The sequence below is a fragment of the uncultured Coprobacter sp. genome (assembly GCF_947855755.1).
Classification (GTDB): domain Bacteria; phylum Bacteroidota; class Bacteroidia; order Bacteroidales; family Coprobacteraceae; genus Coprobacter.
The window spans coordinates 1-15,671 of sequence record NZ_CANUAR010000024.1 but is presented as its reverse complement, the minus strand read 5'-3'; the positions used below and the strand labels follow the sequence as shown (position 1 = coordinate 15,671).

General features: G+C 39.5%; 8 protein-coding genes. 1 reads left to right on the top strand and 7 read right to left on the bottom strand.

The window, feature by feature from the left end:
• Nucleotides 1-35: 35 nt before the first annotated feature.
• The 5 genes from Q0093_RS11800 to Q0093_RS11780 form a co-directional block, all read right to left on the bottom strand.
• Nucleotides 36-2,309: a choice-of-anchor D domain-containing protein gene (locus Q0093_RS11800; protein WP_297930684.1), complete on the bottom strand. Its 2,274-nt coding sequence runs from the start codon at nucleotides 2,307-2,309 to the stop codon at nucleotides 36-38.
• A 24-nt stretch (nucleotides 2,310-2,333) separates the two neighbouring features.
• A complete protein-coding gene (locus Q0093_RS11795) occupies nucleotides 2,334-2,921 on the bottom strand; it encodes a hypothetical protein (RefSeq protein WP_147590018.1) in 588 nt (195 codons plus the stop codon).
• A gap of 100 nt (nucleotides 2,922-3,021) precedes the next feature.
• The gene (locus tag Q0093_RS11790) at nucleotides 3,022-7,833 is read right to left on the bottom strand and encodes a discoidin domain-containing protein (RefSeq protein ID WP_297930681.1); all 4,812 of its coding nucleotides are present in this window, start codon (nucleotides 7,831-7,833) and stop codon (nucleotides 3,022-3,024) included.
• A gap of 26 nt (nucleotides 7,834-7,859) precedes the next feature.
• Nucleotides 7,860-9,563, bottom strand: a complete 1,704-nt coding sequence (locus Q0093_RS11785; protein ID WP_261797434.1) for a SusD/RagB family nutrient-binding outer membrane lipoprotein — start codon at nucleotides 9,561-9,563, stop codon at nucleotides 7,860-7,862.
• Nucleotides 9,564-9,629: 66 nt separating this feature from the next.
• Nucleotides 9,630-12,986, bottom strand: a complete 3,357-nt coding sequence (locus Q0093_RS11780) for a SusC/RagA family TonB-linked outer membrane protein (RefSeq protein ID WP_122337364.1) — start codon at nucleotides 12,984-12,986, stop codon at nucleotides 9,630-9,632.
• 419 nt (nucleotides 12,987-13,405) lie between these two features.
• On the opposite strand from Q0093_RS11780, the gene Q0093_RS11775 reads away from it, so the two are divergent.
• Entirely contained in the window at nucleotides 13,406-13,546 is a 141-nt protein-coding gene (locus Q0093_RS11775; protein ID WP_297930676.1) for a calcineurin-like phosphoesterase C-terminal domain-containing protein, read from the top strand.
• A 305-nt stretch (nucleotides 13,547-13,851) separates the two neighbouring features.
• Here the strand turns inward: Q0093_RS11775 and Q0093_RS11770 are convergent, their stop codons facing one another.
• Together Q0093_RS11770 and Q0093_RS11765 are read right to left on the bottom strand one after the other, a co-directional pair.
• Complete coding sequence (locus Q0093_RS11770) at nucleotides 13,852-14,856, bottom strand: FecR family protein (protein ID WP_297930673.1); 1,005 nt, start codon at nucleotides 14,854-14,856, stop codon at nucleotides 13,852-13,854.
• A gap of 113 nt (nucleotides 14,857-14,969) precedes the next feature.
• On the bottom strand, nucleotides 14,970-15,521 hold the full coding sequence (locus Q0093_RS11765) for an RNA polymerase sigma-70 factor (protein ID WP_297930798.1): 552 nt from the start codon (nucleotides 15,519-15,521) through the stop codon (nucleotides 14,970-14,972).
• Nucleotides 15,522-15,671: the final 150 nt, after the last annotated feature.

Here is a 15,671-nt window from a genome sequence, read left to right as displayed (position 1 = left end):
AATTAACCCATTGATACCGTCAGGACTCTTCGCTATTACAAACTAACCTTATACGCTTTATTCTCAACTACCACAATCACATTCTTTTGAGGAACGGGGATTACAATTTCCCGACCTGTCGCCTTTATCATTTTTACAAGAGTTCCCTTTAAAGTAAATACATTCACAACAGTACCCCTCGGTGCTGAGACATAAAGATTTCTATTAAATCCGTAAGGTCTCTTTTCCGATACCGAATCGCCTTTTATTCCGGAAACAGAAGTAACGACCGCCGAAAGAGCAATTTCATAAGAAAAACCTTTTCCATCAGAAAATATCACTGTTGCATTATAAACTCCTTCAGACTCAGGAGTAAATGTAATCTCTATATCCTTTTCACCGTTTTCCTCATCTCGACCAATAACAGAAGATGAAACGGCAAACAACGCTGCATCTTCACCTTCCAATGTTACTGTCACATCATTCTCCATATGCAACAAAGACAATTTAAGTGAACGGGATACCGGTTCCGTTGTCAAATCAGATCCAAAGTCCAATTCCGTTATTCCGGCAAAATCAATGACTGTATGATAATATGCTTCTGCCAAAAGGTCTATACTCTTTACCTCTTCTCCGCCATAATAGATTAATATCTCTCCAGATATCCGTCCCTGCTCATCGGGAGTAAATGTCACGATTATTTCTTGCTCACCGGATGCATCTACCGGAATCTCCGTCTTAGAAAGGACAAAGCATTCATCAGACGAAGTCAATAACACACTTTCTTTCAAATTGGCAACATCCAATATAAAGCGTCTCTTCTCAGGCTGATCACCGATAGCGACACGTCCGAAATCCAGTTCAGCGACATCGGTATCAACAGAAGGTGCTGCAACAGATTTTCCCCGAAGAGCAACAGTTTTCTCAACTTCTCCGCTTTTCAATAGAAGTAAAGCGGTATATTCCTGCACTGAACTCGGTGCAAATTTTACCGTAACGGTTTGTTCGCTTTTACCATCAACTATTATCAAAGAAGGATTCACTTCAAATATAGGATTATCGCACGTCACTGTTATATCTTCTGATAAACCAAAAAAAACAACCGTAAATGTCTGTTCTTCAAATTGACCGGCAACAACATCTTCAAACACCAACTCTTCAATGCTCGTTTCCATCAAGATCGGAGGCATCACAGCCTCTCCTACACCCAAAACCTTCACAGTCTCATTTATGCCATCTCCTTTTATCGTAATAAAACCCGTTGCATTACCACCTCTTACCGGAGTAAATTTCACTTTCACCATCTGCGGTTCGGTGCTATCCTGATCTACGTGAGACAAATCGACCGAAAAATCGGCATAATTCGATATAATATCCAATCCGCTTGCCAAATCAGTCGGGGTGAAAGAAAACTGCAATTCTTTGCTTTCCCCACATGCCACGGTACCAAAATCCAATACCGAAGTCGAAAGTTCGACTTGAGGAGACTTTATCTCTACAGGAACATAAAAGCCGATTTTATCTCCTCCGGAAATTTTAAACCCTGCCGCACAACCTTTGCCAGAAGGATCGTTCCCCACATTACCTTCTACCCAAATCTGACGTCCGATTAACTCCGGATGCGATTTGCTACCCCACTCATTTCTCGTACTGCCGGCAGGCAGTTCTATCACCATAATTTTATGCTTTCTATTATTATAAACTTCATCTTTCGAATCGGCAATAGCGATATAACGATCTTGAATATACCCCTCATTCAAACCAGTCGAAGTAATACATCCCAAATAATAACCAACAATCCGCTTAGCTCCTTTTTCCGCTATGGCATTCTCAACCAACACAGGAGTCTCACCACCCGCTGCTCCGATACCGGTTAAAGAAATTTTCTTTTCAAGTCCGAAAGCAACAAAAGAAAGTTCTCCCGAATATTCATTTTCCGTATCCGGAGCAAAAACGACAGTTATTTGCTGTGGTTCAGACAGATTTGCAGGAATAACCTCAGGAGTCACCGAGAAAGAAGAATTATCTGCTGTTATCATCACATCTTCTGCCAGATTCTCCGCTGTCACATAAAAAGAAAGCTGACGGGAAGAGCCTTTTGACACCGCTCCAAAATTAAGATCTCCAACCGAAGAATATATAACCGGAGAATTCTCAGACAACCCTTTCCCCGAAACAGTATATACGACATCCAAGTCTGTTCCGCTCACCTGTATGTTTCCTGTATAAGATGTCACCGCCTTAGGAGAAAAAGTTACCGTTATCACCGTCGTGGACACATCCTGTAAAATTTTTGCAGGTGTTATATCAAATGCATCATTATCACACATCAAGGTCAAGTCACTTTTCAGTTTTCAGGTCTCAACCTCAAACGTCAATACAGAAGATTCTCCCTCCTTAACATATCCAAAGTCCAAAGTTTCAGGAGAGAATGACACTTCAGGAGACTGGGAAACCCCATTCATTTGCAAAGATGTCACAACCAAAGGAGCTTGGGCATACTGTCCTGCAGTAATAACAACTGTAAATCGCTCCACGAGATCTCCAATTTCCATGACTTGACTCGTACCATACTTATCGACATCCTGTATATTAAGTTCTTTCAATACACGCTGATCCACAGCGCTAATAATTCTCACATTCAATGTCGTATTCCAATCCCCACTTGATTTTCCGAAAATTTCTAACGAAAGTCCCGTATGCGGACCGAAAACCGGAGATGTTATTGATCCGGCATCTAATCCGGCACCGGTCGCTTTCTGCTCTAAAGTCAAACGATCCGTCCCGATAACAGCCCTGTTATTACAAACCCATCCGTCTTTTTCCATAGACGAGAAATTCCCTTTATACTGAAATACCATATCATCCTGTGCCATAGCAGACACCCCATATCCACCAAAGAAAAACAATACAAATACAAGCCAAATTTTAAATGTTTTCATAAGCATTAATAAGATAAAATTAGCATTAAAAAGATAGGGGCACGAGGTTTATACTCTTGCCCCATAACTACAATATTAGATATTCAATTTGCAACCGACATTACTTGACAGTCACTTTCTGTACTTTCATGTCGTTTTCCGTATCAATAATCAGCAAATATACACCAGAAGACAGGTATCCCATATTCAATTCGCACCGGTCACTTTCTACCGCTACTTCTCGCAACAAACTTCCTTGCAAAGTCAGAATTTTTACCATACGTATTTGTTCTGCCTCAATAACCAAAACTCCTCCTTTTCTCACCGGATTAGGATAAACTTTGCAAGCAACAGTTTTCACATTTTCAATTCCGAGAAGCGGATCATCGGAAAGAACCGAAACATTCACATCAGATGACGTACTCCATTTCCCGTTTTCAAAAACGATACGAACTCCGGTAGTTCCTTTCTTCAGGCCTCTCAGTTCAAAAGTTATTTTTTGTTGTACCTCATCATACATTACTTTGGAAACCTTTACTATATTTCCATCTTGAGCAGATACAGAAATGTCAAAATTCTCTTTTTGAGAAGCGCCACCCAAACTATAGGAAGTTTCCAAAGTCTTTGATTCTCCACCATTCAATGTCACGGCTTCGATCGGTGAAACAGATAAAGTATTAGAAGGAGTCTCTCCATCGGACGATGATTCTCCGTACACTTCGATCTCTCTCAATGCAACAGCCATACCATACTCATTATTTTGTGTCAACTGCAACTTAACATAACGTCCCGTCATCGGAGAAGGCAAGTGATAGTCAAACTCCATGTGACGATACTTGTTAGGTGTTTCATATTCTGACGAGCGCTTCCATGTATAAACTTCTTGATAAGACGATTCAGAATCTTCAGAACCTATAAAAATCTTAACTTCCCCAGGAACAGACACTGTACTCCAAAACACGGCGCCAAATACTTTTATATCAGATATCGAGGCTTCACTCTCCAAATCAATCACCACCGTAGATTTTGCATTATTCTGCCACGACGGTCCACACCAAAGATTATTAAAATCGGCACTTCCATCACCCTTAATCGGTTTAATACCATCGACAAGTGTCTTAACATCTGCCTTTCCGCCTCCGGAAAGCGGAGTACCAGTCGCACTTACATGCGATTCCGTAATTGACTTACCTAAAGCTAAATTGCCTCCAGAAAATACGACAACCGAAAGATTGGTACAAACCTGCCAATCTCCATTCTTCAATGCAACTACCAAATCAGCATTACCAGGTGTTTTACCCTCAATATCCAGCAATATCTTTCGAGCATCTTCATCATAACTGGCATTAACTATTGCAACATCACTTCCCGATACACTTTTTAACCGAGAAACGACCTCAAGATTATCTTCTACCGACATGTCGCCAAGATCTACCGGTATCTTCTTTTTCACAGATTTCCCCACCTCGATTTTCACACCGTTCACATTGCCAATAAGCAAAGGATTTTCTTTATCTGTTTTAGCAAGGACCTCTATCTCCTGCAAGAATACTCTTCTCTCATTATATCCTGTTACCTCCAAACGCACATAACGGACCTGACGACCATCAACGGGAAGCACGACTTCATTTATCTCCTGAAGATTCTTATTTTCAAACCATGCAACTGAAGCATAAGCACTCTCTTCATCGGTTTGAGCAGTATATACTTTCACTTCACTCGGGAAATAACAACGATTACCTACAACATTATAATCCGCCGGCTCAAACATAAACTTAATAACCCTTGCATCGTAAATTTTCCCCAAATCGATTTTTACCGAGAAAGTCTTCCACCCGGCCCAAAAAGTCGAGCGATTACCATCAGTCAATGCATTTTCCGGTTTCAAGTTTGGTTCGTTAAGTATTGCACTCATGGCGTCTTTCATTACGATTGACGGTAGAGCTCCTCTTGCAATATTTATCAAGCTAAGGTCTTCGATCTTAACTTCAAAAACAGAAGATTTCACCCAATCACCGTTCTTGATAGAAACTTCCACTTCTGCCGTTCCTATCTCAAGAGAGAGCATGTCGAAAGAAATTTTATTCTTTACCTCATCATGTCTTATGTTTTTAATCTCCAATAAATCAGGACGATCTGTTTTTACTTCAATGTTAAAGTTTTCCTCTTTTTCCGTACCACCGAATCCATAAGAGAATTCTTTCTCCGCAGATTCACCCAGCCCCAATAACAAATTCTCAGACTTATCCAAAGTCAACTTCGTTGCAACACCATAGGCTTCAAATTCCCATATACGAATAGTAACCGGTTCTGTAGAATAAGGGACAAACTTAACATAACGGGCTATCGTTGGTTTTACCCAAATTGTTTTTTCCGTAGCCGGATTACTTCGTTCATCGGCAATCAATGTCCAATCTACAGCATCATTGCTGACATATATTTTATACATGGAGATATTATCAAACTCCGGTTCTCCCTGTTTACAGTCTATAATACGGAACTTATATAACTTATAAGATTCTTGCAAATCGACAACCACCCAATGTTCTTTCTTACCACCGATGCACCATTTCTGATGCACATCCGAGAAATTTTTAGTTACACCATCAATCAAATGATATGCCTCTTCTCCCGCCAATTGTCCACTTACCGAGTGAATCTGCTTATCAACGCTCACCACTTTGAGATCATCGGCATTATTTGCGACTTCAACAAACGCTTTTTCGGTTATTTCAGTAGTCCCGGCTTTGTTCGTCACTTTCACTCCTATATCGAATACTCCTGCCTGAGTAAATTGAACAGAAATCTGTCCGCCATTTCCGGTTTTACGAGCCGAAGAGGGAAGAATCCACTCATATCCAGTCGGATTATCTTCCGTTTTTGCATACAAAGTTACCGTTCCGTTTACAGGAATCAACGTTTGTGAAGCCGAGAGAACAACTTCGGGAGCAGCAAGATCACGATAATTCACCGATGCCGAGACTTCCGCTCCTTCACGCATATCTTTAACTACTGCCGTCACAGATACCGTAACTCCTGTCTCCGAATCGCTACTACGGTTGAATTTAGGAATATAGAATCCTTCATCACGAGTTTGTCCCACCAATGATTTCACACCGTTTCTTTGCAGATAGATATTATAGTGATCAATATCTTCAGATTTCGGAGCATCCCATACTACACGTATATCTCCGCTATTGGCAGCCAACTTATTCTCAATCTTAAGATTTTCAACACGAGCCAATTCCGGATAATACCCTTGCGGATAAACAGCCAATTGACCCAACAAAACTTCATAAGAAGACAGATTCGAAGAAGAACGGAAATTCAATGCAATAATAGAAACCGTTTTCCCCTCCAAAGAAGACAAATCTCCCTCAGCTACTGTCCATCCGTTATTCGTCGAGACAGTATTTAATGTAACGGTAGCAAATTCATTAGCATTCTCAGAAATACCCAACTTGGCTTCTATAACCGCTCCCGAACCTTTATATACCAATTGAATCTTATCTCCCGAAGCAATTGCCAAACGAGTCTTATAAAGACGCATGATATGGTCAGCATCAGCACTCAACGCCCCCGATACCTTGACCGACGTCCCCATATTATAAGCATCATCAAGATAGATATCAGCCGAAAGAGTTTTATTATCAAACCACCAGCGCCAAGTAGGCATAATTGTCTGCATTCCACGATGATACCAGTCATGATTTCCCTTCTCTTCTCCGTTTACAAAACGTTTTTTCCCTAAACCTGCACCAAATGTCGTTACAAAGGGTTTGGTCTGAATAACCGAACGCTCCAATATCGTATTCGCCAAGCCTGGCCATGTAGAAGATCCCCAAGCCGAATTATCGGAAGGATCCCCTTTCGCATTTGTCCAAAAGCGAGACTCGTTTTGAAATACCTCCTGCATTTTCTTATATTGTTCAGCACTGCCGTTCACGGGATTTTTTCGAAACTCATCCACGACTTTTTTCCAAATTCCCTCCTCCGGGTTAAAGATATTGGGCGATCCCCGATGTCCGGTAGAAGTAAATAGATTTGAAAATTTATCCGCATTTCCGGTAAAACCGTTTATTGCAGATTCGATTCCGAAATACAGTTTAGAAAATGCGATATCTGCCATACCTGCATTCTTTACCGCCTGCATTTGAGACTGAATATTCGACACGGTATTGCTTCCATAATCCAAAAAATAAGAAACCCCGTCCATTTTCACCATATCCATATAATCTCCTACAACAATATCGTTATTATACCATTGTATCTCCATATATTCCTTTCCTCCCGCTTTCTTGCACTTATTAAAGGTCTCGATAAATCCCATCCAGTCTCCCGGCAAAGCGCCATGAAGTTCTTCATTGATAAACCAACCATCAAAGCCATAATAATCGGCTATCTCATACAACTTACGGGCATATGGGTATTCTCCGCCTTCTTTAGTCAACATCTGACGCAACCATGCCGGATCTCCAGAAAAAGCCCTAGGAGGGAAAAACAACTGACCCAGAACTTTTACTCCATTCATGTGCGCTACATCCACTACCGGGGCCGAAGGAGGTATAATAATGCCTTCTCCTGCAGATCCACCCCACCAAATCAGCAAATCCATATATTGCCAATAAGTAGGATTATATCCGAGAATATTGTCCGCATCCTGCGAAGGAGTAAGACTGCATTCAGGATTCATTGTCAAACAAGCCGCCACACGGGAATCTGCAAATTGAGAAGAGTTCGCTTTCACCGTATTATCCCAAAAACGTGGTTGAAGAGGAACTCTACTCCTATTAAATTTCGCATCTTGGTCATCCGAAGGCTTCCAATTCTTAATATTGTCCGGATGCCAACACGGACTATATGGCTGTTGCGCAATTGCACTGCCTACGCCCAAAATAACAAAAAGCGTAATAAATAACTTTTTAATGTTCATGATATAATTTATTTTAAAGGTTTTGATTATCTGAAATTATTCGGCTTTACACGCTCTCCCTGATCATTATTCGTATCAGAAACGTCCCAGAAAATACGTTGAGCCTGACTATCCCGATATTTTACCGGTATATTATCGAAATTATGCTCAAACTCACTATTCGAATACCGTATGCGCTTAATAAACTTCCCTTGAGGAACATCAGAAGAATAATTTCCGCTTTTTGTCTGAAAATCCATCAGCCGAGGATAATCAGTACGACGAAACTCCGCCCACGCCTCATTCCCGTTCGGGAAAACAGCCAACCATTTTTGAGTAATAATTTGTTCCAACATGCCTTCTCTATCATTCTTTTCAAACGGGTTATCTTCATCTTGCAAACAATGCAGCATCATTATATATACATTCGTTTTCTGAGGCAGAATTTTATAATAATCCATCGAAGCTTTAATTCCGGATTTAAAATACTCCAAGACATCTCCTTCGACCCATCCGCGAAGAACTGCTTCCGCCAACAAAAACTGACATTCGGCATACCCCAACCATACAGACTCACGAGAAAAACCAAACCAATTCATATCTTCCAAAACTTTCGGAGCAGTTTGATTGCAGCGCAGTACAGAATGCTTCGAACTCTCTTTATGAATAATATCCCGACTACCTATCACACATCCGTTAAAATCTTTACTCGTATCCTCGATATTATTCTCAAGAGAGGCATACGGTGTAGGACGATACCATAATATCTCCATACGCGGATCTTCAAAATCAGCCAGATTTTTATATGCCGACTCAATATCCTTAGACATAACACAATCTCGGTAATTGGTAGAACACAAAGCAAATATATTCTCGTCACCTCCGGAATCGATACCGCCAAGTGCAACCGGAGCATAGTCGGGGATAGTCACCATATTATCCTCTTGTCCTTTCATCACACCTTCAGGAGCAGAAAGTGCGGCCAAAGCTTCCCTTTTGGCCCATTCGGGATTTGCAACAGATATCCTCATTGCCATACGCAGACGGAGCGTGTTGGCAAAGCGCATCCATGCCCGTTCGTCACCACCATATACAAAATCTTCTGTCTTAGTAAACTTAAATTCGCATTCTTCAGGACGCATATTCTCTACCGCCTGGGCCAATATACGGAAACACATATCATAAACTTTCTCGGCATCATCATAATGCACCTTCTCAGGAGCCTCCCAACCACGTACATATTCAGAGAAAGGAATAGGACCGTACGTATCAACCATCTGTACTGTCAAAAATGCCATATAGATGCGGGAGATATAATAAGCATTCTTATACTTCTCCCTATCAACATAATAAAACGGCCGTATCAGCTGCGCATACTCCTTTACCCTTTCCTTATAGAAATGGTCCCAACGCCGACCGCTATAATCTTCAGTATAAACATATCCAGGAGAAGAACTGAGGAAAGCAGTATTATTACAAGCAAAATACCCCCCATACACATCATGAGATAGATTAGTCGTACGTTGATAATCGTTATACATCCCCTGATATAAAAATTTCTTAAATGTCGCAGGCGCATTTCCTATAATCGTTTTCAGATATTCTAACTCCTGCTCACTTACGGTAGCATTCAGATCAATATCAGCGAGACCCTCATCCAGATCTTCCGGACCGCTAACCACATATTCCGGATTTAGAGGATCGGTATTTATCTCATCAAAACTATCTGTACAAGCAGTAAATATGCTCATGATAAAAGCCTGTACAACAACACATAAAAAGAATTTCATATTATGTAGCATAATTTAGTCCTTAATTTAAAATGAAACATTTACAGAGAAACCAAACGTACGGGTATAAGGTACAGCCAAATAGTCTATCGCTGACGAATACATGTTGGTATCGTAACCACCCTCAGGGCTAGTTCCCGGTGTATGTTTCAGCAAATAGCACAAATTTCTGGCGACCAATGAAAGTCTGAGGTTTGTAAAAGGTGTTTTCTTCAATAACGTTTTCGGGAAACTATAAGACAACGCCAATTCTTTCAATTTTATATAAGAAGCATCATAAATAAACTCTTCAGCAAAACCATCCGTAGAACCGATAAGCTTATAATAATCTTCGGCTGATACCGGTTTTGTATTTTTTTCTCCAGAAACAGTCACACCATCAACGATTATATCCGTACGTTTTGCCGTACGTTTTGCCGTACCATAAAATGTTGCCATTGCCTCTGTCACAGAAACGATATCCCCGCCAAACTTCATATCAAACAAAGCCGACAAAGTGAAATTTTTATATGTAAAAGAAGGTGATACCGACATCAACAAATCCGGCTGGATATTTCCAATAGCCTTAGGATTTTTTTCCGAATTTACCAAAGGTAATCCGTCCTCACCTACGATAATACGACCCTCAATGTCTCGCGCATAACTTTTCCTCGGGAAAATATCGCCCAACTTCCCGCCAGAAAACGCTCCTACATTGACCAACAACTTTTCGGAATTATCAAAATCCATACGAGATACGCCATCGGCAAGTTCTTTCACGGTAGAACGATTATGTGCCAAGTTAACACCCAGATCGAAAACAAAGTCCTTTGTCTTTACCGGAGTCGAATAAATCATCAACTCGAGACCTTTATTTACTATATTTCCGGCATTAATACGTTTCCATGCATAGGCTCCACTCATGGGAACTTTCATCACTTGATTCTTTGTATCGCTATAATAATATGTAAAATCAAATCCTAAACGATTGTCAAAGAAACGCATATCCAGTCCGGCTTCATACGATGTAGCAATCTCCGGTTTCAGATTTGCATTTTCCAAAACATCTACGGCTGCCGCTTCCGGACCGTTCGGTGTCTGATGATATACAAAGCGGTTGTACAATTGATAAGGGTCTGTATCCTTACCCACTTGAGCAAAAGAAAGACGCAATTTTGCAAAATTTAACCATGAAGGCAGTGAAGCATCCATTTTTCGGACAAAATCGGATATAACATAGCTCACATTTACCGATGGGTAAAAATAAGACCGATTATCGGAAGGCAGTGTCGATGACCAGTCGTTTCGGGCAGTTAAATCAACCGACAAATAATCATCCCATGCAAACTGAAACGTCGCAAAAAGAGAATTTACCCGCTTACGTTCAAACGCTTGTTCCGAAGCATTAAAACCAAGTGCCGAATTCAATACCCAATCGTCTTTTTTCCGCATATTACGGGCTGTACCCAATAATCCTTCAGAACGCATATCCATAAAATTCGCACCCAATGAATATCCCAACTGAACCCGATCTCCGACTTTATTGCTTCCAGTAAGCATAAGTTCTACATTTTGTTCAAAAAAATTATTTTCACGAAGATTCATTTCATCAGCCAATACCTCTTTTGTATAATCGGTACGGTCTGAATCGAACAACTGAGTACGATAATAATCGAACATATATTTCCCCGAGAAATGTAACCACGAAGTGAAATTCAACTTCAGATTATAATATCCGAAAGCCCGCCAACGATCATCATAATTGTCTCGTTGATTATTGATATAGTAAGGATTAAGATCGGTATTACTCGGACCAAACCAATTAACATGTTCACTGGTTTCAGTACGATAATGTTTCAAATCATCAAGGCTTACGTTATTAGGGATCATCAACAATTGGGCAATCTCGCCATATTTACCAAAATAAGGGCGATTATCTGCTTTCGTCCTCGACAAGGAGATCTTTGAGTCCATACTCAAATATTTATTAAAATCTGTCCCGGCTTTTAAGTCAGCATTATATTTCTGCAACTGTTCTTGGTGAAAAACCCCAGAACTCTTCACATATCCGAATGAAGCGCGGTAATTACTCTTCTCAGTAACCGTACCGAATGAAACATTATGATTTTGAGAAAACCCTGTTCTGAAATAGTCCTTTAAAGGATCTCCATATTTCTTATAATTACGGATCTCGCCATTCCATGCAATAAATTCATGACCATCCAATAAAGATCCCCAACTCCCCGACTTAGAAGCATCGGCAACTCCACCTTCTCCCTGGCCATAAACATCTTGCATATCAAGTGTCTCAGCAACTTGAGTCCAAGTGCAACTGCCAGAATAAGAGACACCCCAACCATCGCTTTTCGTTCCTCTCTTAGTCGTGATCAAAATAACTCCGTTACCTGCCCGGGAGCCGTAAAGTGCAGCGGCATTAGGACCTTTCAAGACTGAGATAGATTCTATATCGTCCGGATTGATATCAACCGAAGCTCCACCTCTGTCAAAGCCTCCGTATTCCGATGCAGTAGAATTATTCATATCACTAAAAGGCACTCCATCCACAACCCATAAAGGCTGATTATTATCCGACAAAGAAGAATTACCACGAATAGTGATCTTCGTAGATCCATTAAGTCCTGTACTAGAAGTATTCATCTGCAATCCTGCAACTTTTCCCTGCAACGCACTCGTTACGGATGGATCTCCGGTTTTATTCAGATCTTCACTTTTCAATTCTTGCACAGCATAACCCAACATTTTTTTCTCTCTTTTGATACCCAAGGCCGTCACGACAACCTCCGAAAGCACTTTATTATCTTCTTCTAAAGTTACATCGACGGTAGTCTGATCTTTAATTTCTACACTAAACGGACGATAGCCCACATACGTAATTTTCAGTTTTGCACCTACAGGAACGTCTAAAGCATATCTCCCGTCTATATCTGTTGCAGTACCGGTGGTAGTACCTTCTACTACCACGCTGGCACCGATAACAGTTTCCCCTTTCTCATCCTTTACGACTCCGGATATATGACGTTTTGCCGTCTTCGATCCTGAGCTTCTTTTAGAAAGAAGGACTATCTGACGATTCGATATTTCAAAATCCAGATTCGTATCCTTCAAAAGGGCTGTCATGAGACTTTGCATATTTACATCCTTTACATCCAGCCTGACCTTTTGATTTACATTTACATTCTTTTCATCATAAAAAAATGTATAATCACTTACCTTTTCTATACGTGAAAGAGCTTCCCGAAGAGGAATATCCGAAAACGAAAGTGTAATCTTTCCGTCTTGTTCGGCAGCATAAATCTGCGAATGAACACCAAATGATAAAATGAAAATAAAGAATGCAAGTCGCCACAACTTACTAATTGATTTTTCGATTTCTCTGTACTTCATGCTGATTAGATTTATAATCTGTTATCTTCTTTTATTTATTGCCGGAATGGCCGGTTCTGGCAAACAATTATTTCAAGTTTATAAAAAGTACCGCAAAATATCGGTATATCTTTTCCGGTACATTCAATCGTATGACACAGAAATCTATAATAACCCTTATAAGAGAATGCGATTTTTTTACCGTTTTTTTCATAAATATTTTTCGGTTTCCCAAACGGTCCTTAAAAAAATTTTGTCCGATATATTTTATATACTGTCATATAATATCCCAATCTTTCTTTTGAAACTTAAAAACAACATTTTCTTCACAAAAAAGTCATATTATAAAAACATCCTTCAGATACTTTTGGCGTATCAAAAAAATATGTGAGTTTCATTGGCAAGGGAACAGCAACCGTTGCGGTACGCCGAACGGATATATGATCGTCGATGTAGATGAAGATAATGTTCGCTGGCATTTTAAGCCGACAGGGCATGATTTGAATTATCAATTCAAAATATATAAACCCGGAGAATTTTTCTCTCAAACGGAATATATCGTCGCAAATGTTTGGGATTAGGATAATACCTATAAAATAAATTGGTATAGAGACGGCATCTTGAAAGGATCAATGGAACAATTCTCGGATTTCGATCAGGATTTTATCGATTTCGGCAGAATAAAAGTTTATAGAACAGATCATCTATTCCGGGCAAGACCTTCTTCCACAACAAAAAAAAAATTAAAATCGAAGTTACCAATCGATTCGGAGAAACATACACCGAAACAATAAAATTATTAATAAATACGAAATAATGCAGTTAGAATAAACAACGGTTGTATTTTTTGAATACAACCGTTGTTTATTCCTAAGCTTCTCTAATACTATTTCTCGACTGGATAAATAAATATCCGTCTTTTCCCATCAAAAGAATATGAAACAGGATTTGTTTTCGAAATCAAACGCAGTATTTCTTCCAGAGGTTCTTCACGTACGGTAAACGTATAGGCAAAATTGTCACTCACCTGCGGATCGACCTCTATCTCAACATTATACCATCTCGACAAATATTTACAAACCTGAGCAAGAGATTCCCCTTCGAATCTCACGGTTTCGGTTGCCCAAGATGCCGTATAAGCGACATCGTCTTTCTCGACACTTAAAGCAGAAAGCCTTTTATTGTAAATACCCGTCTGATCAGGTTCCAAGAATGTTTTCTGGTTTTCATCGGTATATAACGCAACCAATCCTTCCAATAAACTGACCAATATGTTTTCTTTTCCGGAAAAACATTCTACATTAAACCGTGTCCCATAAACCTGAACATTTAATTTATCGGCACTTACGATAAAAGGCTTATCGACATTTTTCGTTACAGAGAAAAATGCCTCTCCATTTAACGAAACCCGACGTTCTTTCTCTCCGAAATCATTATTATAAGACAATGTAGTATTGTTATGTAACCACACCTCCGTCCCATCCGGAAGAATAACTTTTGATTTTCCGCTTATAGTCGAATATGTCTGTGCTAAACAAGGTTTATCGACAATATTGACTTTCCATAAAAAAAGTGTTGTCGAAAATGACAAAACAAGCAGGATCGATGCTGCAACAGCAAATGTACGCCAATGAGAACGAAAAGAAAAACGTTTAGGATTTTCCGTTCTTTGCTGCATCCGTTCCTTCATTTTCGTCCAATAATATTGTGTATCAGGGTTATAATCCGAAACTTCTGCCACAATTTCTTGCCACATTTTTTGCAACGAACTGAATATCTCTCGGTTCTTATCCTCTTTCAACCAAATTGCAAATAGCTTTTCTTCTTCATCCGAAGTTTCTCTCTTCAGATGCTTAATAATTAAATACCAAGGAATTATATCTACTTTCATTCTTAAATTCTTATACCATTTACGCATTTAATATTCTCTATATAAATGTCGTCTTATTAGAATGACACATCAGATAGCTCAAACCCTTAGAGCCTGTCGTAAATTTTAATTTTTTACCATATATAAGAATATGTTTCACCAAGGTATTTCCTTATCATCTTCAAAGCCTTGGTTATCTGTGCCTCAACCGTTTTTACCGAAATCTGCATTTCTTTGGCAATTTCTTGATTAGACAAATGTTCCTCCCGACTTTTCCGAAAAACCTCTCCACATTTCTCCGGCAAACTCAAAACCGCCTCTTCAATAATACGATTCAGTTCATTCACCTCAACACTCGTATCCTCTAAACAAGCATCATACCCACTTTCTTCTATGGAACAAGTATTCTTACGATCCCGAATATTATTCAAACATTTATTTCGTGCAGCTTGAAACAAATAAGCTTTAAACGTCAATTTGATCTCTAAAGTAGCTCGGTTTTCCCAAACATAAGTAAATATATCCAGAGCCATTTCTTCTACTTCTTGCTGATTCTTTACATATAGATACATAAAACGACACAATGGCGAGAAATAACGATCAAATATATATTTGAAAGCTTTCTCATCATCCGCTTTTAATAAATTCAGCAATAAAATATCATTCAATTCATTCTCGGATACCATATTTTTGAATATTTCCACACTATAAGCATAATATATGCCTATTCCCGATCAAACTATGGAGATTTTATTATCGCGATTCAAGGATACTACAGCCCAAATAATCGTACGTCTATTTGGATTGTATTTATACCGAGAAGATAAATTGAGATA